The sequence below is a fragment of the Methanobrevibacter olleyae genome, assembly GCF_900114585.1.
GTDB classification, from domain to species: domain Archaea; phylum Methanobacteriota; class Methanobacteria; order Methanobacteriales; family Methanobacteriaceae; genus Methanobrevibacter; species Methanobrevibacter olleyae.
Map to the genome: position 1 here is coordinate 1 of NZ_FOTL01000005.1, position 24,152 is coordinate 24,152.

The window sequence follows — 24,152 nt, forward strand, 5'->3', positions numbered from 1 at the left end:
AATATTCAACTACAAATTAGAGATATTTAACCCAAAAAAGAACACAGAAAAGATTAAAAAACTATTAAAAAGACTAAAAAACGAATTTTTAGAAAAAATAAACAATTGGGAAAAATATAAACCAATAAGGGGTAAAATAGAAGACTTCTTCAAATTATGCAAAGATGGACTCAACATGAGAGACATACACAAATATACACATGATTCAGTAAAAAGAACCGTATATTTAAATGTATTTTTAGCAGGGCTCATCACATTACAAGGCTACACTACAAAAACAGCCCTACAAAAGCTTGCAGAAATGTAAAAAATCTAGGACCCTAAAATATTTATATCTTCTCATTCACCAACATTAACTGCAAAAGCGAATTTAAACTCAATAAATATATTACAAAAATTTGATGACAATTGTGTTAATGCAAGTTTAAAAAATGTTATTAAAGAAAAAGAAAATATAGATTATCTTCATAAATTTTTAGATGTTACTAAGTCACAGTTATTATTTAGTAAACGGATTATATTTGTTGAAGGTATTTCAGAAGCCCTTTTAATGCCTGTTTTTGCAAAAAAATTAGGTTATAATCTAGATAAAAAAGGTATTGAAATTGTTATTGTTCAAGGATTAAGCTTTAGACATTTTGTTCCATTGTTTGAAAATAATGATCTATTTTTTAAAGGAGTGATAATTACAGATAATGATAAAAAATTTGTTGATGGTGAAGAATCAGAAACATTTGAAAAAATAGAAAGTTATGAAAAGGAAAATATTTTAGAAATCTATAATGCTGAAAAAACTTTTGAATATGAATTATTAATATGTAATGAAGATAATTCAATTATTCTTGAAACTTTTAAAAAAATTCACCCTATAATTTTTAAAGAAGTTTCTTCCTCAGATAAAAAGAAAATATTTGATATTATCAATGATAAAAGTATTAGGAAGGCCGATATTGCTTTAGAATTATCTAAAATATTAACAAATGATTCAGATTATGACATTCCTAATTATATTAAAGAAGCTTTAGATTTTATTTGCGGTGATTAAATGGATTGGACAGATAAACAAAAAGAATTTCTTGATTTAAATAAACAAGGAAAATTTGTTGTTAAAGCTTGTCCAGGTAGTGGAAAAACTACATGTGTTTGTGAAAGAATATTTAAGCTTCTTCAAGATTGGGATAAACATAATTCAGGGATAGCTGTTTTATCTTTTACTAATGTAGCAAAAAATGAAATTTTAAACAAAATAGAAAAAGAGGATAAATCCTTAAAATTAGGATATCCTCATTTTTTTGGGACTTTAGATAGTTTTTTAAATAAATTTATATTTTTACCATTTGGTCATTTAGTTATGGAGTGTTATCAACGTCCAGAATTAGTAGGAGCTCCATTTAATTATTGGTCTGGAAATAATGATTTTGATTATTTTTTTGATAAAATTACGTTTGATTCAAAAGGTAAAGTTGTGGATAAGAAAAAAACAAAATATTTTCCTAAAGAAAATTGGAAATGGAATCAAATTGTTCATATGAAACATGAATTAAAGAGAGAAGGACTTGCTACTCAAAAAGATGCTAATTATCATGCTATGGAAGTTCTGAAACAATACCCTAAGATTGCTAAAGCATTAACATTAAGATTTCCAACTGTAATAATTGATGAAGTACAAGATACAAGTGAAATTCAAATGAAAATTATGGATATATTAATTCAAAATGGGTTAAAAGATATTATATTAGTTGGAGATCCAGAACAAGGAATATATGAATGGAATACAGCTAACCCTAAATTAATGGAGGATAAATATAATCAATGGGAAGATTCTATAAAATTTGATATCAATTTTAGAAGTTCCCAAAAAATATGTAATTTTTTCTCAAATTTATCAGATTTAAATAATATTAAATCTAATGTTTCATTTAATGAAAATTTCTCTCCAAAAATTATTCCTCATAATTATAACTTTGAAGAAATTATAATCAATTTTATTAATGATTGTACAGATAAAGGAATAAATATTTCTAAAGATTCTGTTGCAGTTTTATTTAGAAGTAAAGATGAACCAAAAAAATTTAAAATAAAAGGTAATAGTTTCTCTATAAACGATATTTTTCGAAAAGATAGTTTTTTTAAGATATCCTATACGAGAAATATAATTTTAGCTAATTATTATTTATATAATGGTAATTATCTAAAAAGTTTTAAAGAATTTGAGAAAGCTTATATTAAATTAAAATATGGTGAAATAAGATTGATTAAAGAAAAAATTTTTCAAGAATCATTTAATAAAGGATTTTCTCACTATAGAAAGGAGATAAATAATTTTTCTAAAAGATTCCCCAAAATAAACGAAAATCAAAAGATAGATGAATGGATTTTGAATATTAATAATAATTTAAATGAAAATGAAAATGAACTTAATAGAATTACATTAAAAGAAAATAATAAATTCTTAAATAATTTAACATTTGATAATTTATTTGATGAAGATTATAATGATAAAAATGAATTAGATTATTATGTAGGTACTATTCATAGTGTTAAAGGAGAATCCTTTGATGCTGTTTTGTTAATTTTAAAACATGGTGGATTTCAAGATAAACATTATAAAACTCATTTTCAAGAGGATTCTAATTTAATGAGTAGTGAAGAATTAAGAATTGTTTATGTGGGTATGTCTAGGGCAAGAAAACTTTTACATGTTGCAGTTCCTTATGATTCGAAAGATTGCTGGGATAAAAAATTTTTAAAAAAATCATATCAATCTAAATTATTTTGATTTAAATAATTTAATTTCCTCAGAAAAATTAAAATATCCTGAAGATAAATATACTGATGAATTTATTGAAGAAATAAAATATTTAGGCTCAGTAGGATTTATAGAAGTGAAAAATTTTATGGGTAGTCCATTTCCTCATATAAGGCTAATATTTGATGGTAGTTTATATTATATAGAATTTATAGAAAATTATGATGAACTTTATGATATTATTATTGATTATATAAAAAATAATGAAAATTCAATGATAAATGCTTTGGATATTTCTAAAGAATTTAATATTCCATTTGTTTTCGTTGGAACCATATTTAAAGATTTAGAAAGAGATAATTTTATAAAAATTCAGAAAACACTAGGTGGTTTATACATTAGTAAAATTACTGAACGAGGTATTGATTTTTTCAATAATCATTAAAATTTAGGAATAATCCAAATATTAATTTTTACCATATTTTTTTTAAATCCTATGGAATATTTTTTAGTTAAATTTATATAACAAATTATTCCAATATAATATTAACCAAACACTGAGGTATAAAAAATGGCTGAAACAGTAGGTGAGAGATTAAAAAAATTAAGAAACGCAAACAATTTCACTCAAAACCAAATAGCAGAATATCTTGGATTTAAACAAGGTCAAATAGCTAAATTAGAAAACAATGAAAGAAAGTTAAAAGGCAGTTCTGTAATAAGACTATCAAATCTTTATAGATGCTCTCCAGAATATATTACATTAGGTATTGGAGAATATTCCAAAACTAATTTGGCATTTAGATCTGATAAGAAAAATCTATCATTGGAAGATATTTCAGATATGAATAGGATAATTAATAATTTAGAATTCTTATCAAGAATTACAAATAAATAAAAAATTGCTTCTTTTAAAAGATTAAATATTAATTAAAAGCAGGAGTAAATATGAATAAGGATTACTTAGAAATGAACGAACTGGCTTGTGGATTTAGAAGAGGATGGAAAATTGATATGAATGAATCAATCGACATATTCTCACTTGCTATAAATAAAATAAAAAACTTAACTATAGTTTTTAAGAAAATGGACAATGGTATAAGTGGAGCTTGTCTAAAATTAGATAAAGAAAATATAATGTTTGTAAATTCAATCCATAGGAAAGGAAGACAGGCTTTTACAATAGCTCATGAACTGTATCATTTAAAATATGATGATAATGATTTTAATATATGTGGAGTAGATAGTGATGATGAGATAGAAAAAAGAGCAGATCTTTTTGCATCATGTTTATTAATGCCACATGGAGCAATAGAAACTTATAAACTAAATAATAATATTAAAAAATGGAATCTTGATTTAATTATAGATGCTGAACAATATTTCCAAATATCACACCAATCACTACTTTGGAGACTTAGACATTTTTTAAATGAAATTAGTTATGATGAATACATCTCATATAAAGAAGATATAAGCTATAATGCATCTATTAGAGGTTATGATTTAAGTTTATACACACCATATTTAAATAAAGAATATTTTACCATAGGAAACTATATTAAATTAGTGGAATTAGCATATGAAAAAGATTTAATATCTAGAGGTAAAAAAGAAGAGTTATTCTTAGATGCTTTTCGTGAGGATATTGTTTATAAGTTTAGTGAAGATGAATCATTTTAAGTAGGGGATAAAATGAAGCCTGCTTTTTATGATACTGATTGTTTAAGTTGTTTTATTGTAATAAATGATACATCAATATTAGAAGAATTATTTGATTGCATTTATCTTCCTTATGAAGTTTATGATGAATTTAATAGGCCGAACACACAAAATCTTAAAAATAGGGTGGACAAACTAATTGAAAAAGCTTTTGTTAAGATATTAGATTTTGATACAGACAGTGAGGAATATTTTCACTTTATGGAATTATCTTCTGAATATTTTATAGATAAGCCTATAGGAAAAGGGGAAGCAGCAGTTATTGCATATGCTAAAAAGCATAATGGGATTGTAGCAAGTAACAATACAAGAGATGTAATGCCTTATGTAGAAAAATATAATTTAGAGAGAATTACTACAGGAGATATTTTAGTGATGGCTTTTGAAAATGGGATCATTACAGAAAAAGAAGGAAATGAGATTTGGTCTAGTATGTTAAAATGGAACAGGTGGCTATCAGAAAAAGATTTTACTAGTTATTTACATAAGAATAAATAATTATATTAATTTAATAAAAAAGGTAAGATAATATGCAAGTGGCAATAGCTAAAAACTTAGAAAATGGAGAAATACTAGAACTAGACGATTTAACCTTTCAATTTGTCTTATGGCTTAATGAAAATAAATACACAGAATTAGATTTAATTTATGCTAAATCTACTCTTAAGACAACTGTTAAAGACTTTAAGGAACTTACAAATAAAATGACTTTTGAAGGAGAGGAAAATTTACTCATTCCACAGATAAACTATTTTCTAGAACTAAATACTTGGGTCTGCTTTGGAAAAGAGGAAACTGAGGAAGTAAATATAAGTTTTGAAATATCTGAAGTAGTTTATGATAAAGAAACTAGAAAGGAATTATATAAACCTATAGAACTAATCTATTTTAAACCGTTTTTAGAATCATTTAAATCATTGTGATATTATCTCTAGTAAAAAATATGATGATAGGAACTAGCAAAAGGAAAACAGAAGAAGAACCAGATATTATTCATTTGAAAATATGATGATAGGAACTAGCAAAAGGAAAACAGAAGAAGAACCAGATATTATTCATTTGATGAGAGCTATGGATATGGTAATCTAGATTATAAAGAAGACCATGAATAATTTTTATAAATTATTCCTTTATTTATTGATATATGTATATATAGTTAAGAATAAAATTTTATATTTTTTAATAAAGCTCCATAATTAAATTAATTAGCTGATTAATTAAATTAAAGATTTATAACTAACCATCAGAATTATTAGTCATTATTTTTATTAAAGCTCACTCAAAAAGAATGCATTTCTCCATTGTCTAAAATCATTGATTTATTGAATTTAAAACAGTTTAAAATAATAAAAATAGCTTATTTTTCTTTTAGTAAATATGAATAATAGTTAATTTACCATTTTATTTCAAATAAATAAATTAATAAATTTAGAGGATGATACTTTTTTTTATCGAGATAAAATATATAATTAGTCATTTTATATCTCTATTTTTTTATTATTAGATCGAACAGGTTCTAATTTAAATTAACTAAATATTCATATTTACTTTAAATTTTAATGTGATTTTTTTTTTTAACTGCTTTTAAGTGATTTTTAAATGCATCAGATAATATTTTTAAATTAAATAAGTGAAATAGTAGTTTTTTTATTAAAGTAAAGAAGTAGAAGCATATTATACTTCTACTTCAATTTCTTTTTTCTCTTTTGTAGAGGAGATATCTACTGTCTTTTCAGTTTTATTGTTCTGTTTTTCAGATATTTTAATAACTAAACAGTCCTCTTCAAATGCACCAGGGTCTTTTTCGATACATTCTTTAACTTTAGATGTTATGGAATCACTGTTCTCATCATCAATCAAGTCAATTAACTCTAATTGTCTTTGGAATCTTTCAATACCCTCTTCAGGAATATTTTCTATGAAAGGTATTGCTCCTGTTGCACCAATGATCTTTCTCTTTTCAGGATCACAACCATTTTCATGTAATGCTTGCATACTTTGGCCAGTAATATGGCCTTGTACTTCTGCACCACATAAAATCAAAAATCTAATATTTGGATTAGAAATTAGATTTGCAATAACTTTTTCTAAACCTAGATTTTCAGTTTTACAAGGACCTGCTATAGCAGCACCAGCAGCTGATGGAATTTCTTCAATATGTGAAGCTAAAGTAGCTACGGCAACTGGACTTTCTGGATTTCCTACAATATAATCTCCAGTAACAGGTGGCCAATTTTCAGATGTAGGTTTCTTTTCTACCATATTATCACTCCTTTATCAATAAATATTATAAAAATTATTTTTATCCCAATTTTCATGGGTTGATATATGAATTCTGATATATAAAGGTTTTTATTGAATAGCTTAATAAGTTTTTCATATTTTTAATAAAAATATTAAATAATTTATAAAATAATCTATATTTTTTAAATAGATATAAAATCCAATTTTTTTTATTTTTTTTAAATTTTTTTTACTAAACACTGTATAATTTAATTAAAAATAATTATTCAGTTTAATTTTTTCCTTTAATTTTTTTTAAATGATTTAAAATGAAGCAAATATAGAAAAACTTTTATCTAATTTTAAAGAATCTTATAAATAAATTAATTTCATTTTTAATTTTGAAAGGATTTTATAAATAAAATTAATTGGTCTTTTTAAAAATCCTATTTCCTCTATCAGTTTTAATTTTTTTTAAAGTTTTATAAATTGTTAAATAAAACTTAATAATTTTAATAGATTGTTCATCATTTTATCCTTATTTTCTCTTTTAAAAAAATTTAAAAAAAATAATTTTTCATTAATCATTAAAATTTTAGATAATTTTTGATTTTTTATTATCTTTTAGAATTTTTTATTATTTTGTTTAATAAAAAAATTTATTAATTAAAGTTTATATACTATTACATACAAATATACTATTAACATTCTTTCCAAATATTATTAATTAAATTTAATAAAGTTCATAACTATATCATTAGTTAAAAATTGGGTTTAATGAGAGATTTTTCAATCCTTTATAAAAGAATTTCTCTATTTTTTCTTAAAAATATAAAATTCTAAGATAATTTTAAGAAATCCCAATTTCTGTAATATAATTTAATCTTAAGTTTAGTGAATTTAGGAAAAAATTTTATTTAAATCAAAAAATTATTAGCCTCAATCATTATTAGAAACACTCCCAAATTTCATTAGATTTAATTTTAAATTATTATTACAGTTGAATTTAAATAAAAGTATATTTTGCCTTTTTAAAAAATCATTTTAAATGCCATTGGGAAAGTAACTTAATGTTATTAATGGGATTTCATCTTATACCTGCTATATATAAATGTTAGAATAAGTATATAAATTCATTTATGGAAAAATAATTTATTTTAGCAGTATAGTATATTTCAGTTAAAATGGGATAATTATAATTTTATTATAATTTGGGATGATGGTATTATGATTTTTAAAAAATCTTATGATTAAATAAGATTAGATCTTTTTAAAAATCTGTATTTATTTTTTCAAATATTAACTATTTTTTTAAAATCTGTCTTTAGTTTTTTTTAAAGATAAATCTTTTTTTATAGAATTAGTATTTATTTAATATTTTTAATTATGAAAAATTAGTTATAAATTAGCTTAAGATAATAAAAATAGATTGTTTTTTTCTTTTAGTAAATATGAATAATAGCTAATTTATTTTTTTACTATTTTATTTTAAAAGAACTTATAATTATTTATTTTTTTACTATTTTATTTTAAAAGAAGTTATAATTATTTATTTTTTTTTAAAAAAAAATTAATTTATGTGTATATTACACATAAATTATTTAAATTATTTTTTATATTTTCTTGGAACTAATATCAATGCAAATAAGCTTATTAATAAAATTACTAAAGGATTTCCAGCTTTTGGTATAGTATGTACTTCTATATCCTTAGGAGGATCTGCTTTTTTAGGAATTTTATCTGTTTTATTTGTATCATTCTTATTAGTTTCATTTTTAGTTTCATTTTTAACTACTTTAGTAGTGTTTGTGCTATTTACTGTTTCGTTAGTAATGTTATGTCCAGCTATAGCTGTGTTTATTTTTACTCCTTCAGTAATAGCCTTAAAAAGAATTTTTAGACTTATGGATTGACCTGGAGTTAATGTACCTTTATAAGTCCAAGTATCTTTTCCATCAAAGTCCCATTCATTGTTTTTATCTATATATGATAAATAAACTAATCCATTGGAATATTCATTATCTTTAATATAGACACCTGTTAAATTACAATCACCGGTATTTCTTAAAATGATTGTAAAACTAACAGTTTCTCCTATTTTAACTATTTTATTATTGGAAATCTTTTCAATTGCCATTTCTGGTTTGAAAACAATAGTTTTATTACTACTATTAGATATGTTAATGTTATTGTATCCTGAACTAACATTATTTACTAAAATTCCATTTTTTGTAGTATTAAATATTAAAATTAAACTTCTAGATTCCCCAGGATTTAGTTGTTCATTTAATATATACTTATTGTTTTCCTTTGTCCAATTTCCTCTTTCTATTTTCCAAGCAATAAAATCTAATCCATCACTATAATCTTCATCTATAATGAAAGGATTGTTGATAATATCTTGACCATTGTTAGTTAGGGTAATTCGGAATTCAACGAGATTACCAATTAATACTTCAGGATTTAATGTTTCTTTTTCTACAGTTTCGTTAATTTCCTCATAAGTGAGATTAAATATCACTGAATTTTGAGTACTATTTGGGGTCATGAAATATCTGAAATTAAATGTTACAACTGTTCCATTTTTTAGAATTTTACTTGCATTATAAGTTGGAATTCTAAAACCAGAATTGTATAAATCAATTACATGCTGAATTGGAGGATATTTTGTTCCATAATTAGTATAATTTCCATCTGTAAATGCCCAAATGAATTGAAACATAGCATAAGGTTCAAAAACACTTTGATTAAAGTAATATTCATATATCAATATTTTAACATATTCAAAAACATTTTCTCCAGTTCTAGAATTTCTTACAGCAGTCATATCATCTATAAGATATCCATATGTTGGAGTAAGTGCACCAGATTCTGAACAGAATCCTGGTTCACCTGTAGATAAGTTAATTTCACCAGCATATTTTGCTTTAGCTAATTCAGATATATTTAATAATACATATTCGTTTATTTGATTACCTAAGTTACTATTAGATATTGCAAATACATTTGTACCATTGTTAGCCTTATTATTGTAAAAATTATTATTGTAAGAATCTATATTTTCAGCTAATATTGCTCCACCATAAGCCTTAGCAGAGTTATTAGTGAAATTAGAGTTCATTACAACAATATTATTACTTAAAACAGCACCTGCATAGGATAAAGCTGAATTATTGGTAAAAATGGAATTATTAATAGAATTATTTGATCTTTCAGCGTTAACAGCTCCACCACCATAATTTGCAGAATTACTAATAAATTTTGAATTATTAATATCTGATTTATTATGGGAGGAAATAGCTCCACCAAATTTTGCATTGTTGTTTATAAAGATACAATTATTAACAATTGTATTTGAAGCTCCTAAAGCACCGCCTCTTTTTCCTCCTGTATTATTAGTGAATATTGAATTTTCCGCATCAAGGTTGCCATTTGCACATATAGCTCCTCCATTATCTAATGCATAATTAAGTTCAAAAGTACTATTTTTTACAGTTACATTAGGTGCATTAATAGCCCCACCATTACTTATATAATCATCATATGCACTATTATTTCTAAATAGTGAGTGGTAAATATAAACATTTTTGAGGCCATATATAGCTCCACCGTTTTTAGCTTCAGAATTTTCAAATGTAGAATTATATATATAAACATTTTTTCTTGCGTATATTGATCCACCCTGCAAATTAGCCATGTTAGATGGATATATTTTATTTTGGTTAAAATAGGAGTTATTCACTACAATATCTTCATAGGTGCATATTGCACCACCACTACTATTGGCAATATTATTAATAAATGATGTGTTATTTAAAGAAACTGTACCATTTGATAAAATTGAGGAACCTTCCTTACTGTTTCCATTATAAAAACTTAGATTATTAATAGTTAATGAAACATTTGAAATCACATTTAATATGCGTCCACTATCTTGGGCATCAAGAATATGATTATTTCCATTAATTATTAAACTTTTATTAATTATTATCCCATTAGTTAAATTTGAATCGGTATCTGGATTAAAATAATAATCTTTGTTGATGTTTATTATTCCATCAGAATTTGAATTAATCAAATCTTCTAAATCTTTGAAAGAACCATTATCAGAAGAATTTCTACTTCCTTCTTTAAGATTCTTTTCGCTTTTGGAATTATAACCTAAATCTTCTTTATTAGTTTGCTGAATCTGATTGTCAGCTTCAACTTGTGAATCTGAGATTATTATATTTTCACTATTAGTGATCTTATTGTCAATTTCATCAAAATTAGTAAGATTTTCACTAATTTCTAATGCCGATACGGAAGAAATAGTTAAAAATAATGAAAAGATTAATAAGATAACGGCTATCTTTTTTTTCATTTTTTAAACTCCTTAAATTTGGACTTAATAAATATTCAATGATTTATAATAGCTCTATTTAGCCATTATTATGTATAATAATTTCATAATAAAAATTTTAAAATAATAACTTTATAATAATAAAATTATAATAATAATTTTAAAATAATAATTTTATAATAAAAATTTTATATATAAATTTGATTAAACATATAAATCAACTAATAAATTAAATCCATTTTTTTTAAATCTATAGATTTTAATCAATAGATTTATCTTATTTTTAAGACTTTATTGAAATCCTATTTTTTGTATTTATTTAAAAAGATAAAATTATTTTAAATTATAAAATAATAGTTTTTACTTTAAAATTTTAAAGGATTTCAACAGAACATTTTAAAATGGAAATCTATAGATTTTAATCAATAGACTTATCTTATTTTTAAAATGAGATATCTTATTTAATCTATTAAATAAGCATAATTTTTTTAATTAGGAAGGTTTTTAAATTAAAAAATAAATCATAGTTAATTAATAGACTTTTAATACAAATTAGAAAAACCATAACTTAATTTTTTTATTTTAAAGATTATCTATCTTTTTAGTTTAGATTTCTAAAATTAGATATTTTTTAAAATTAATTTATAGTTTTTTATGGTAAATAAAAATATTTACTATAATAGTTCTCTTTTTTTTCATTTATAAATATAATTGTTTTATGGTACTATAACTTTTTATCATATAGTTTATTTTTTTTAAAGATTTTTTTAATTTTATATTAAATCAAGTTTAATTTTATTTTTTTTAAGGTTTTTTTAATTTTATATTAAATGAGATTTAATTTTATTTTTTTTTAAGATTTTTTTAATTTTATATTAAATCAAGTTTAATTTTATTATGCTTTAATTTAAAAAAATAACATTGTTATTTTACTGAATAATTTTTAATGTTTCTTTATATAAAATAGATTATCTACTTAATGAGTAACTATTTATATTTAAATAATAACAAATATAATAATAAAAGATTGAATGAAATAATTTTTATAAAAATTAAGTATATGAATTGTTTTATAAATTATTTTTAGCTATGGTTTTTTTAAAATTTTTATTTAATCCTTTAATAGAAAATCATTATTTAATTCACTAAATAGTTTATAAAAAACGATAGAAATTCAATATATGATTTGGATTGAAAATGTTAACTATAATTATTGAAGATATGGATGGAAATATCATTGGCAAACAATCTTACCTTAAAGATTATCCCACTAATAAATCTACAACTAAAAGGGAAAAAATAGAATTTGATGATTATTTTTTAAATGAATTAGATATGGCCTTAGGTGTTTTAATACATGATAAATCTGAAGATGATTTTTTAATCTGCTTTTTAAACGAAAATCTTTTAAATTATTCTAATTTGGATTTAGAAGATGTTGGAGGAGCATATCTATTTAAATATATGAGTTTTCTTAAAGAACTGAATATTAAAGATCTTCTATTTGCATCCTATGATAATAATGAAACACTAGAACTTAAGGTCTTACAGTATGTAGAAGATGTTCTGGTAGTGTCTAAAACTTATAAATTTTTCAGATTCAAAGATAAGCTTTATTTTAAAATAAATAAATCTGATGATTTGGATATTTTAAATAGATCCAATAGAGAAACAATAGAAAACTCTGAACTTAGTGTAGGGATTATTCAAGCTAATAAATGGGTTTATGGAAATAAAACATTTTGTAAGATTAATAATGTTAATATGGATACTATTTCTCAACTAGACTTATTTAGCAAAGACATAATAAGTAGGGAGCTAATTACTAGAGATGAGTTAAGATACATTCTAGATGATATACTAAACCGCAAACAATTTTTCTTTAGGGATGATATTAAGATAAATTATAATGGTGAGATTAGATATATAACTGAATTTATATATCCCATATCCTTTAACAATCAGCATGCTATAGAACTTATATTTTTAGATTTAACTGAGGAAAAAAACTTAAAAGAAAACTTCAATGCTTTAAACCAGAAACTTGAAAGTATCCTAAAATTAGCAAAACTATCTATATGTCAAATTAAAAGGGGAAAAATTTATTGCTCTAGTGAATTTTTTTCAATTTTTGATATATCCCCTAATAGCTTGGATATATCTGAAAGGGTAGATAGGATAGAGGATTTTTTTAATATAATTGAAGGATTTATTATAAAAGCAGATTATATGGAATTGCTTAAAGAAATCAATAGGCAAAAAAAGAAGTCAAATAAGCTTGATCTTTCATTTAGGATAAGGACAAAAAAATTGAATATGAAAACCTTAAACTGTAGTTTTACTATTTATGAAGATAATCCATTAAGAATGGTAGCTTATATTCAAGATATAACTAATGAAGACTCTTTAGAAAAAGAGCTAAATCATCAATTAGATGAATACGGGAAGTTATATAAAAAATCAGAAGAATCTAAAATGGAATTAGAAGGTCAGTTAGAGATAAGAGATTTTATTTTAGAAGATTTCCATGAAAAAGTCAATAGAAACTTAAATTTATTTATAGATTTACTAGATTCTTATCTAGAAAATAATCCTAAAAGATTAGAAAATTACTTTAAAATATTTCAAAAAAGAATTGAAATATTAAAGGACATTAATGAAATCTCTAGAAATCTAGATTATTGGAAAGAGTTAGAATTTAGAGAATTTATTGATAATGCTATTAATTGTCACTTTAAGGACCTATTTAAATCAACAGTAATCAATTTAAACATGAGTTCTGATATCTACTTTAGAAGGGATGAAATAGATTTAATATATTTAATTTTGTCTGAATTTTTTATCAACATTCTTAATATAGAAGAGGCATCTATTGATACTTTGGAAATAAATGCAGATGAAGATAAAGAATTTATTGTTTTAGAATTGAATGCTTTTATCTTAAATAAAATTGATTTATATGATTTGGATTTTATTGGATTCATTAAAAAATTTGAAAAAAGGAGTTTATATGATATAGTGATTTCTGGTTTTAATAAGGATAAGAAAAGGAGTTTCTATGATATGGGGATTTCTGGTTTTAATGAAGGTAAGAAAAGGAGTTTCTATGATATAGTGATTTCTGGTTTTAATGAAGGAATTAATATGAAGATTATATTTAAAAACGATATTTAGTGGGATTAACATGAAAATTGTTTTAGAAGATATGGATAGGAAGCATATTAAAACTATAAATAATATAGAAAGGGAAAATTTCTTCAATTATTCTCCTAAGGTCATATCAATAGATTATAATGAAAACTTTAAACTATTTGATAAATTAGATTATGATACAATTATTCTCAGACCATGTGAAAAAAGTAAGGATTTCATTATAGAGTATATATCAGAGAATTACATTGATTATATTAATTCTAGCAATGATTTAGATATAGAAATAAGTTATGATAATATTGTTGGAAGATACCTCTCTAAAACATTTCCATTTATTGAAAATTATAATCTTTTAAAAATATTTAATGAAATAGTTGAAAATAAAGGAAGGTATGAGTTTAGAGAGATTAAATACATTGATAATATCTTAGTATCTAGTTATAGGCATAAAATCTTTATCTGTGATGACAAACTTTTTCATTTAGCTTACTTTGAAAATGATTTAGAACTTTTATATTTTACTGGAGAAGAATTCTTTGATAAATCTGAAAGACCTTACATATTAGTTGAAGGAAATGAAATTTTAAAAGTAAACAATAAATTTTTAGAGTACTTTAATTGTGATAAGGAAGAGATTTTAGCTTATTATGATATTAAGAAACTTAAATTTGATGGATTAAGCCTTGATGATTTTAATGTATTGTTAAATAATTTATTAAATAGAAAATCCTTTTTTGAAATATTTGAATTTTCATATACTGATTCTAAAAATAAAGAGCGATGGTTAAAGGGATTTGCATCTCCTTCAAGTTTTAACTTTAGACCAGCAGTGAAAATATTCTTTCAAGAAATTACAGAAGAGAAAAGATATGAATCAGAATCATTATCTCTAAGAGATACTTTAAGGCTAGTTCAAAATGAAAATGCTATTGCCGGATTTTTTAAAAACACTTATAAAGATAATCGAAAACTATTAGATACTGATATTCATAATTCTGATGATTATCATGAAGAGAATATTCTAAATAGCAGTATTGATAATTCTCGAAAGAGAGCTGTTTTTAGTGAATTAGATAATGATTCTGATTTAGGCCTAAAAAGTAATGATTCTGATTTAGGCCTAAAATATAATGATTCTAATTTAACTGTAATTTCAAAAAAAGACCTTAGTTTAGAAAATATTTATGATAAAAATTTTCATTGGAGAAGTGTCTATGATAGAAATTCCAATTTATATGATAGCTCAGCTAAAAACTCACAAAACCCTTTAAATTTTTCAGATAGAGAAATCTATGAAGAAGATTTAAATTCAGATAATATTTTAGATATTTTAGATAAGAAAACAATATTTTCAAAGGGATTATATAACATTCTTGATTTAGATTCTGATTATTATAATTTAGAAGAAATTAAATTTTCTGATTTTATTTCAAATCAAGACAAGGAAAGTTTCAAATTAGAGCTTAATGATTTTTCTAAGAATTATAATACTATAAATACAAATTTTAGGATAAAAACTAAAAATAATGTGGAGAAATATATAAATTTCATCATTAAAGGAAAGTTTGATGAAAATGGCAATAATATAGATTACATTGGATTTTTAAAGGATGATAGTGAGAGAATTTATAAAGAAAATAAGTTAAAGGATAGTTTTTATAAAATGGAAAAATCATTATCTGAAATTCAAAATACCATTATTGAATTAGAAAATGCTAAAGAATCTAGGGAAATATTATTAAATGATTTTCATAATTTAATCAATGATCTATTAAATCTTCTTTCTGGGATTATGAAAAATAGCTTAGATTCTAATTTAAATAAAGTAGAAATCCTTCAAGATCTTGAAAGAAGAGTTAATGTATTGGTTTTAGCTTATCAATATATTGATAAAAATTTTGATTTACTTAATATGAATATTAAAACCTATATTGAAGAGTTGATGGCTTATTTATTTAAATATCTCAATTTAAACTTCAAATATAGTTTAGATTTAGAAGATGTTTATATGGATATTGGAACCTTATCTTTTTTAGGAATTATAATATATGAATTTGTTTATAATATTTTTACTTATGATTTAAAGGAAGAATCATTTTCTATTAATATAAAGTTAAATGTTCTGAAGAGAAATAATAATAATAATAATAATAATAATAATAATAATAATAATAATAATAATAATAATAATAATAATAATAATCAGCGATATGCTATATTAGAGATAAAAAGTAATTATAGTAATTTCCATTTAAATAATAAAGAAAATATAAATGATAAATATCATTCCACTATCAATTTAATAGAACATATTATAGATTCTCTAAATTTTGAACTTATTAAATCAGATGATAAAGAATCATTTAAACTTAAATTTCCCCTAATAAAGGATTATATTCTTAGTTTAAATAATAATTAATTCATAAGCATTTTAATTTTTATTTTTAGGCTTTGTTGAAATACTACTTTCTAATTAATTGATATTGATTATTTTTTTAAACTAAATATAATATCAACTGAAAAAGGATTTCAACAAAGCCATTATTCTTATACAATAAGTTTATATAAATCAATTTGTTTAATATAAGTATAATATAAATAAAGGTAAAAAGTGATATCATGGCAGATGAAAATAAATTAAAATTAGAAACTAAATGTTATGATGCAATGGAATATGGCTATTTATATGGTTTAAATCAAAGAATACCTGATGAAGACTGGGAGAAAGTGAAACCCTACATGAGAAAATGGAAGAGAATGGACTTTGTAGAGGGAAATATTAAAGTTACAGGTAGACCAGAAGGATACAGATGTTTAGAGGAAGATGTTCCTAAAGTTGAAGAGATTCTTGGAATTACTAATACTCTTTCTAAAAGAAGAGCAAATATAGAAGCTAAAATGTCAGATCCATTAAAAAAAGTACAATTTAAAGACCAATGTTATAATTGGCTTGTTATGTTATTTAAAAATGGAACACGACCTAAACAAGATTTAAGTAGATTGGCAATCCATTCAACAAAGATTTATGACCCAGCAGATGGATTTAAAAATGGAGCAGAAGAGGGGTATGGAGAACTCTTTATTTACACTCCGCATGGAATGTGGTATGTAATTAATAATTCTAGCTCAGGAGCTAATAAAGCTTTAAATAATCTTGAAACTAAATTTGGTGGTGCTATAGCCTATAGGTTAATGTATGAAGATACTGTTGATACATTAATTAGAATATACACTGAAGAAAATGAGTATACAGGACCAAAATTATTCTAAGTAATTAGTATATAGGAATAGAATTATTCTAAATAATTAGTATATGGGACTGGAATTATTTTAAGTAATGAATATATATGACTAGAATTATTCTAAATAATTATTAATCTTGTTTTTTATTTTTTAAAAAAAGAAAAAGAGGTTTTATCCTCTTTTATCTATTAATTGTTTAATTGTCTTTTTAATTTAATTGCTATTTTTATTTATTTAACAGCTTTCTTTAAAGCTTGATCGATATCTGCTATAATGTCTTCTACATTCTCAATACCTACGGACATTCTAATAAAGTCAGGACTAACTCCAGTAGACTCTTGCTCCTCTGGGGATAATGTAGAATGAGTGGTAGAAGCAGGATGTACAACTAAAGTTTTAGCATCACAAATATTAGCAAGGTGAGATAATAACTCTACACTTTCAATGAATTTTTTACCTTCTTCAATTCCACCTTTAATACCAAAACCAAGTACACAGCCATACTTTCCATTTAAATACTTTTTAGCAATTTCATGGTTAGGATTATCTTCAAGTCCAGGGTAATTTACCCAAGAAACAAGTTCATGATCATCAAGGAATTTAGCAACTTCAAGAGCATTTTCAGTATGTTGTTTAACTCTTAAAGACATTGTTTCAAGACCTTGAAGTAAGATAAATGCATTAAATGGGCTGATACAACTACCTAAGTCTCTCATGATTTGTACACGTGCTTTAGTAATGTAAGCTGCATCACCAAATCTATCAACATAAACAAGGCCATGATAGCTTTCATCAGGTTCTGTAAATTCTGGAAATTTCCCATTAGTCCAATCAAAGTTACCGGAATCTACAATAGTTCCTCCAAGGGAAGTACCATGTCCTCCAATGATTTTAGTTGCAGAATGTACAACAATGTCTGCTCCATGTTCAATAGGTTTTACCATGCCAATAGCTGAAGTATTATCAACAATCAAAGGAATTCCATGTCTATGAGCAATATCTGCTAATTTTTCAAAGTCAGGAACATCTAATTTAGGGTTTCCAATGGATTCACAATAAATAAGTTTTGTTTTATCAGTAATAGCATCTTCAAAAGATTCAGTGTCTTGAGAATCTACAAAATTAACAGTAATACCAAATCTCTTTAATGTAGTTTTAAATAAACTGTAAGTTCCTCCATAAAGATTATCTCCTGATACTATTTCATCTCCACACTGGGTAATGTTTAGTATAGCAAGAGTAATAGCTGCCATTCCACTAGATGTAGATAATGCACCTACTCCACCTTCAATAGCTGCTACTCTTTTTTCAAAAACATCATTGGTTGGATTATTTAATCTTGTATAAATATTTCCTGGTTCTTTAAGTGCAAATATATTAGCTGCATATTCTGCACTTTCAAATACATATGAACTAGTTTGATAGATAGGAACTGCTCTTGCACCAGTAGCTGGATCTGCTTCTTCTTGGCCAGCATGTACTTCTAAGGTTCTATCTCCATATTTTCTTTTCATAATTTTTTCTCCATTTCTTTAATATAATGTGATAATTTTAACTATTTTAATTCTAACTATATTTACTATATTGTTTTTTATTTATAACTATAATGATAAAATTTTTTATAACTGTAATGGTAAAATTTTTCGATTTTTGTATTTAATAATTTCTTTTATTTTAAGATTTTTGAATTTTCAATTTTAATTTTTCTATTTTTATAGAAAATACATAGACTATTATATTAAAAATTAATATTAAAACACATAGATTATTATATTAAATATTAACAAAGTATTATTAAAGATTAAATCTCCTAAAGATTAATGCCATATTAAATAAAGAAACTATTAATAATTTTAATAGATAAGTATAAATTATGGATTATAATTTCAAATTTCAATAAAATTGGTTTTTCTATAAAGTTTAAGAGTGAGTTTATAAAAAGTTTAAATCGTGGGTTTATAGCTGATTATAAAAAGTTTAAATAGTGATTTTGTGGCTGATTATAAAAAGTTTAAGAGTGAGTTTATGGCTAAAGATAATTTTTGTATATATTGTGGATTTAAATTATTTCCAGAAGATCATTTTTGTCCTAACTGTGGAGCTAAATTAGATGATGATAAAGAAAAACCAAATAAAAGTTCTAAATATGAATCAAGTAAATCATATGATTACCAATTTTATAAAAATCAAATAGACAAGTTAGAAGAAACTTATGAAACTAAAGAGAAAAAAGTTTTAGAGCTGCTAGAAAAGAAATTTCCTCAAGGTCAAATGTCTTATTATAGATTTAGAGAAGAAGTTGATATCTGTAGAGTAAATTTCTATAAAGAAGCTGAAACAGCTCTAAATATGATTAATTTATCTGATGAATATTCAGATAAAGTAATTAAAGAAATAAAAAACAAGATTAAAACATTAGAATCAATTGTTAGTAAAATCAATGAATTACAAAGTGAATTGATTATTCGTTTAAGTAATTCTGATGAGGATTCCGATAATGAAATTGATGATTTAATTAATGAAATGAATGAATTGATTGATTCTCTTAAAGATTATGAATAAATCTTTCAGTGAATTGAATAATTCTCTTAAAGATTATGAATAAAAATCGAAACCTTAATATATTATCAATTTCATAAAAGGGAATGAGACACAGTTTATTAATTTTTGTCTAAGATTAGGGTGATATAAATGGCTGAATTTTCACTTGATGTAAATGAAATTAAAGAAGATGTCGAAAAAAGTCTTAAAGAAGAAAAAGAAAGTTTACCAAATGAGGAAATTAAAAAACAGGCAGATGGCAATGCTACTGCTATTTTTGAATCAGACTTCAATGATATTGCTACTAGAGAAAACATCTTAAAACCTTTAGATGACTTTGGTATTAATCTTATTAATAGATCTGCAAATAAAAACAATCTTTTAAATGCAAGATTTAAAGATTTAGCTAAAGGTGGAGATGAAGCAAGTAATGTTGGAGCTAAATTAGAAGAATTAGATAGAGAAATCAGAAACTTAGATCCATCTGCAATTGAATTTAAAGAATCTGGTATTTTAGGAAAACTCTTAAGACCAATCAGAAATTACTTTGATAGATATGAAAAAGCTGATGAAGCTATCTCTAATATTCTTATATCTCTTGATGCAAGTAGCAGGGTTTTACAAAATGATAACACAACGCTTCTTGCTGAAGAGTCTTATTTAAGGGAATTAACTAAAAAACTCATCACTGATATTGAACTAGCTAAACAAATGGATGCTTCTATCGAAGAGCAAATCCGCCAAGCTGAAATCAATGGTGAAGATCAATTTAAAATTGACTTTGTACGTGAAGAAGTTTTATTCCCATTAAGACAAAGAATTATGGACATGCAACAAATGATTGTTGTAAATGAACAGGGAATTATCTCTTTAAATGTAGTAAGAAGAAATAATAAAGAGTTAATTAGGGGAGTAAATCGTGCTAAAAATGTAACTGTAACTGCACTTAGAAATGGTGTTATGGTTGCAAGTGCTTTATACAATCAAAAAATTGTAATTGATAAGATTAAAACACTTAATGATACTACAGAACAAGTTATTGAATCTACTTCAAAGATGTTAAGACAACAAGGTAGTGAGATTCAAAAACAAAGTATGGAAACTATGATTTCTCCTGAAGTCCTTAAAACTTCCTTTGCTGAGGCCTTAGCTGCCATTGAAGATTTAAGTAATTATAAAAATCAAGCACTTCCAAAAATGCAAGAGACAATTACTACATTCAGTCAAATGGCAGATGATGGACAAAAACTTATTGATAAAATTGAAGTAGGAAATGATACTTTTTAGGTATTTTCCTATAATTTTTATTTTTTTATCTTTTTTTTAGGTATTTTCCTATAATTTTTATTTTTTATCTTTTTATAATTCTATTCTTTTTTTAATCACTTTTTAAATTGACTTATTCATTATACTTTTTTTAAAAATTAGTTTAAAAATTAAAAATAAAAGATTAAATATCCTTAATATTAAAATAATAGAAATTGGTAATGTAAAAATAGTTAAAATAATAAAAAAGCTAAAGATAATAAATAAAAAATAAAAATAAATATTGTTTGTGTTAAAAAATAAAAATTTAAAAAGATAATTTAAAGAGCTTTAAATTAAATTTTATTGAATTTCTATTTAGTTTCCTCTGTTAATGTCTATGGTAGTTCTTAAAGTGTCATAAAGATTAAAGACCCAAACAATGATATATGCTAAGTAACAGCAGTAACCAGTATTATTTATTTCAGCATCTAAAGGCATACCAAAGTACACCCAAAGGCCAAAAAAGATTAAACCAAGTACTAAGTATGCTATAAATTTTTTAACTACACCATCGTATGCTAAACCTAAACCTGGAACGATTGCAGAAAGAATCATTGCTAGGTATATATTTTTCTTTGCCATATTTTACACCTATAAATTTAAAATAATAATATTTATATTTACAAAAATATTTTTGTATACCTAAATATTTATATTTTTTTATTTATATACCTTTTCCTTTTTAAAAGAATATATTAGCATATTTTATAAAAATATCTTAAAATTTAACTTATTAAGCTAAATAATTAATTATAAAAATAATTAAAATAATAATATTAATTATAATCAGATGAATTTAATATTTATAAATTTTAATTTCTAATAAATTGAATTAAATTATGAAGATTAATTTTTATTCATTACTTAAAAAATTAATTTCTAATAAATTGAATTAAATTATGAAGATTAATTTTTATTCATTATTTAAAAGAATTAATGATTGGTGTAGATATGTGTGGAATTGTAGGATTAGAAGGTAATTTTGATAATGAATTGCTATGGGATGTCTTAAAATCAATAAAACACAGGGGAGAAGACAGCTCTAATTTGTTTATTGATGAAGAAAATAGGATAGGATTAGGTCATAATTTATTATCTATCTTTAATCTAATTAATGAAAATGATGAAACATTTAACAATCTAGATGATGAAAGATTTAACAATTTAGATAAAAAAACATTTAACAATTTAGATGAAAGTATCCAACCAATTATATTAAATAATCTTGTTTTAGTCTTAAATGGGGAGATATATAATTTTAATAATCTTGAAGGCTTTTTAAAAGAAAATTATGATGAAAATAATGAAAATTTTTTAAAAGAAACGCATGAAAATAAATATATTAAATCAAAAAGTGATAGCCAATTATTAGCTAATTTGATTTATTATCATTACAATTTATATAGGGAAGTATATGATGGAGAAAATAATTCTTCTAGTGGTGAAATTTTATTAGAGGCTGTTAAATCTACTATTAAATTATTAGATGGAGATTATTCATTTGCAGTTTATGATAAAAAGTATAAGAATCTAGCAATTTCTAGAGATCCAATAGGAGTGAAACCATTGTTCTATGGAATAGATAAAGAAAAAGATTTAAAAGCTTTTGCATCAGAGAAAAAGGCTCTTTGGAAAGCTGGTATTGATGATGAAAACATCAAAGATTTAAATCCAGGATCTATACTATACAACTGGGAAACAGTTAATTTAGAGGATAATTTAATAAATAATATAATAAGTACTGATTTTGATGAAATAAAAAATAGTTTTAAAGAATATAAAGATTATTTAGATACAAAAAACTCATATGGAGTTTATAAAGAATTATTAAGGGATGGTTTATATGCTGCTGTTGAAAAACGTGTTGAAAATATTGTTAATCTTGGATTAATATTTTCTGGTGGTGTAGACAGTACTATTTTAGCAGTTTTACTTAAAGAAATAGCTGAAAATAGAAATAAAAAATCAGTTAAAAATGATAATACTAGTGATTATATTAAACCACTAAATCTTAAACTATACTCTGTAGGTTTAGAAAACTCACAAGATATTAAATTTAGCAGAGAAATAGCTAAAGAACTAGAACTTCCTTTAAAAACAATTATCATTGATGAATATATCATAAAAGAGTCTCTAAAACCTGTTCTAAATGCTATTGAAGATGATAATGTGATGAAATTAGGAGTTGGAATGACAATTTATCTAGCAACGAAATCTATGAAAGAAGATGGAATTAAGGTAGCTTTATCTGGTCAGGGAGCAGATGAACTATTTGGAGGATATAATCGTTATTTAAAACATTTTGATAAAGATTCATTATTTGATGCTTATTTTGACTTAGATAAAGAAATATATCATGACATTGCAAATATATATCATGTAAATCTTGAAAGGGATGATGCAGTATCTATGGCAAATGGAGTAGAACTTAGAGTACCATTTTTAGATAAAGATATAATCAATCTAGCATTAGACATTCCTGGAAAATATAAAATAAAAAAGGATAAAGATCTTTTAAGAAAAGATATTTTAAGAGATTTAGCTAAATCTATTGGAGTACCTTATTATATAGCAGATAGACCTAAAAAGGCAGCTCAATATGGTACTGGCATTAATAAAATACTTAAAAAGAAAGTTTTAAAATCATTTGATATGGAAGAATATATTGAATCATTAAAGAAACAATAGATATTAAATATAATTTTTATATATTTATTGCGACAGTTGATATTAAATATAGTTTTTATATATTTATTGCGACAATAGGTATTAAATATAATTTTCATATACTTATTCTAATAAATTTCTTAGTTTTTTAAATAATATCTCTTAATTTATAAAAGTATATTAATATTAATAAACAAATATTAT

16 protein-coding genes and 2 pseudogenes are annotated in these 24,152 nt (G+C 23.5%); 14 read left to right on the plus strand and 4 right to left on the minus strand.

What is annotated here, in order from left to right; genetic code table 11:
- From BM020_RS09780 to BM020_RS02325, 8 genes and pseudogenes are all read left to right on the plus strand, one after another.
- Nucleotides 1-307: pseudogene (locus tag BM020_RS09780) on the plus strand (IS5/IS1182 family transposase); the annotation flags it as partial.
- 147 nt (nucleotides 308-454) lie between these two features.
- Nucleotides 455-1,045, plus strand: coding sequence for an ATP-dependent endonuclease (locus BM020_RS02295; RefSeq protein ID WP_327037147.1), 591 nt, complete (start codon nucleotides 455-457; stop codon nucleotides 1,043-1,045).
- Nucleotides 1,046-2,779, plus strand: a complete 1,734-nt coding sequence (locus BM020_RS02300; RefSeq protein ID WP_074798042.1) for an ATP-dependent helicase — start codon at nucleotides 1,046-1,048, stop codon at nucleotides 2,777-2,779.
- A 118-nt stretch (nucleotides 2,780-2,897) separates the two neighbouring features.
- Complete coding sequence (locus BM020_RS02305; protein WP_074798044.1) at nucleotides 2,898-3,194, plus strand: hypothetical protein; 297 nt, start codon at nucleotides 2,898-2,900, stop codon at nucleotides 3,192-3,194.
- A gap of 126 nt (nucleotides 3,195-3,320) precedes the next feature.
- Nucleotides 3,321-3,647 (plus strand): helix-turn-helix domain-containing protein, encoded by a 327-nt coding sequence (locus tag BM020_RS02310; RefSeq protein WP_067146362.1) that lies wholly within the window; start codon nucleotides 3,321-3,323, stop codon nucleotides 3,645-3,647.
- Between the two features lie 50 nt (nucleotides 3,648-3,697).
- Nucleotides 3,698-4,432, plus strand: a complete 735-nt coding sequence (locus BM020_RS02315) for an ImmA/IrrE family metallo-endopeptidase (protein ID WP_082762110.1) — start codon at nucleotides 3,698-3,700, stop codon at nucleotides 4,430-4,432.
- A gap of 12 nt (nucleotides 4,433-4,444) precedes the next feature.
- Nucleotides 4,445-4,969: a PIN domain-containing protein gene (locus BM020_RS02320; RefSeq protein ID WP_067146364.1), complete on the plus strand. Its 525-nt coding sequence runs from the start codon at nucleotides 4,445-4,447 to the stop codon at nucleotides 4,967-4,969.
- Between the two features lie 32 nt (nucleotides 4,970-5,001).
- Nucleotides 5,002-5,394 (plus strand): hypothetical protein, encoded by a 393-nt coding sequence (locus tag BM020_RS02325; protein ID WP_074798046.1) that lies wholly within the window; start codon nucleotides 5,002-5,004, stop codon nucleotides 5,392-5,394.
- A 796-nt stretch (nucleotides 5,395-6,190) separates the two neighbouring features.
- Here BM020_RS02325 and mtrA read toward each other — a convergent pair.
- Nucleotides 6,191-6,733: pseudogene (gene mtrA / locus BM020_RS02330) on the minus strand (tetrahydromethanopterin S-methyltransferase subunit A); the annotation flags it as partial.
- Nucleotides 6,734-8,300: 1,567 nt separating this feature from the next.
- Entirely contained in the window at nucleotides 8,301-11,057 is a 2,757-nt protein-coding gene (locus tag BM020_RS02335) for a DUF11 domain-containing protein (protein WP_067146370.1), read from the minus strand.
- 1,176 nt (nucleotides 11,058-12,233) lie between these two features.
- On the opposite strand from BM020_RS02335, the gene BM020_RS02340 reads away from it, so the two are divergent.
- From BM020_RS02340 to BM020_RS02350, 3 genes are all read left to right on the plus strand, one after another.
- Nucleotides 12,234-14,210 (plus strand): PAS domain-containing protein, encoded by a 1,977-nt coding sequence (locus BM020_RS02340; RefSeq protein ID WP_074798048.1) that lies wholly within the window; start codon nucleotides 12,234-12,236, stop codon nucleotides 14,208-14,210.
- Nucleotides 14,211-14,220: 10 nt separating this feature from the next.
- Nucleotides 14,221-16,608, plus strand: a complete 2,388-nt coding sequence (locus BM020_RS02345; RefSeq protein ID WP_074798050.1) for a hypothetical protein — start codon at nucleotides 14,221-14,223, stop codon at nucleotides 16,606-16,608.
- A 200-nt stretch (nucleotides 16,609-16,808) separates the two neighbouring features.
- Entirely contained in the window at nucleotides 16,809-17,459 is a 651-nt protein-coding gene (locus BM020_RS02350) for a hypothetical protein (protein ID WP_067146376.1), read from the plus strand.
- Nucleotides 17,460-17,662: 203 nt separating this feature from the next.
- On the opposite strand, the gene BM020_RS02355 is transcribed toward BM020_RS02350, so the two are convergent.
- Nucleotides 17,663-18,946 (minus strand): O-acetylhomoserine aminocarboxypropyltransferase/cysteine synthase family protein, encoded by a 1,284-nt coding sequence (locus BM020_RS02355; protein WP_067146378.1) that lies wholly within the window; start codon nucleotides 18,944-18,946, stop codon nucleotides 17,663-17,665.
- A 511-nt stretch (nucleotides 18,947-19,457) separates the two neighbouring features.
- Between BM020_RS02355 and BM020_RS02360 the strand changes: the two genes are divergently transcribed.
- Both BM020_RS02360 and BM020_RS02365 read left to right on the plus strand, forming a co-directional pair.
- The gene (locus tag BM020_RS02360; RefSeq protein ID WP_067146381.1) at nucleotides 19,458-19,994 is read left to right on the plus strand and encodes a zinc ribbon domain-containing protein; all 537 of its coding nucleotides are present in this window, start codon (nucleotides 19,458-19,460) and stop codon (nucleotides 19,992-19,994) included.
- 129 nt (nucleotides 19,995-20,123) lie between these two features.
- Nucleotides 20,124-21,260, plus strand: a complete 1,137-nt coding sequence (locus tag BM020_RS02365) for a toxic anion resistance protein (protein WP_067146383.1) — start codon at nucleotides 20,124-20,126, stop codon at nucleotides 21,258-21,260.
- A 336-nt stretch (nucleotides 21,261-21,596) separates the two neighbouring features.
- On the opposite strand, the gene BM020_RS02370 is transcribed toward BM020_RS02365, so the two are convergent.
- A complete protein-coding gene (locus BM020_RS02370) occupies nucleotides 21,597-21,863 on the minus strand; it encodes a hypothetical protein (RefSeq protein WP_067146385.1) in 267 nt (88 codons plus the stop codon).
- Between the two features lie 369 nt (nucleotides 21,864-22,232).
- Between BM020_RS02370 and BM020_RS02375 the strand changes: the two genes are divergently transcribed.
- Entirely contained in the window at nucleotides 22,233-23,969 is a 1,737-nt protein-coding gene (locus BM020_RS02375; RefSeq protein WP_067149001.1) for an asparagine synthase-related protein, read from the plus strand.
- The last annotated feature ends 183 nt before the right edge of the window (nucleotides 23,970-24,152 follow it).

Bases quoted from the DNA above. Each gene is read 5' to 3' on its own strand.
- BM020_RS02365 (WP_067146383.1), top strand. From the start codon at position 20,124: ATGGCTGAATTTTCACTTGATGTAAATGAAATTAAAGAAGATGTCGAA.
- BM020_RS02360 (WP_067146381.1), top strand. From the start codon at position 19,458: ATGGCTAAAGATAATTTTTGTATATATTGTGGATTTAAATTATTTCCA.
- BM020_RS02315 (WP_082762110.1), top strand. From the start codon at position 3,698: ATGAATAAGGATTACTTAGAAATGAACGAACTGGCTTGTGGATTTAGA.
- BM020_RS02350 (WP_067146376.1), top strand. From the start codon at position 16,809: ATGGCAGATGAAAATAAATTAAAATTAGAAACTAAATGTTATGATGCA.
- BM020_RS02305 (WP_074798044.1), top strand. From the start codon at position 2,898: ATGGGTAGTCCATTTCCTCATATAAGGCTAATATTTGATGGTAGTTTA.
- BM020_RS02335 (WP_067146370.1), bottom strand. From the start codon at position 11,057: ATGAAAAAAAAGATAGCCGTTATCTTATTAATCTTTTCATTATTTTTA.
- BM020_RS02320 (WP_067146364.1), top strand. From the start codon at position 4,445: ATGAAGCCTGCTTTTTATGATACTGATTGTTTAAGTTGTTTTATTGTA.
- BM020_RS02375 (WP_067149001.1), top strand. From the start codon at position 22,233: ATGTGTGGAATTGTAGGATTAGAAGGTAATTTTGATAATGAATTGCTA.
- BM020_RS02325 (WP_074798046.1), top strand. From the start codon at position 5,002: ATGCAAGTGGCAATAGCTAAAAACTTAGAAAATGGAGAAATACTAGAA.
- BM020_RS02355 (WP_067146378.1), bottom strand. From the start codon at position 18,946: ATGAAAAGAAAATATGGAGATAGAACCTTAGAAGTACATGCTGGCCAA.
- BM020_RS02345 (WP_074798050.1), top strand. From the start codon at position 14,221: ATGAAAATTGTTTTAGAAGATATGGATAGGAAGCATATTAAAACTATA.
- BM020_RS02370 (WP_067146385.1), bottom strand. From the start codon at position 21,863: ATGGCAAAGAAAAATATATACCTAGCAATGATTCTTTCTGCAATCGTT.
- BM020_RS02300 (WP_074798042.1), top strand. From the start codon at position 1,046: ATGGATTGGACAGATAAACAAAAAGAATTTCTTGATTTAAATAAACAA.
- BM020_RS02310 (WP_067146362.1), top strand. From the start codon at position 3,321: ATGGCTGAAACAGTAGGTGAGAGATTAAAAAAATTAAGAAACGCAAAC.
- BM020_RS02340 (WP_074798048.1), top strand. From the start codon at position 12,234: ATGTTAACTATAATTATTGAAGATATGGATGGAAATATCATTGGCAAA.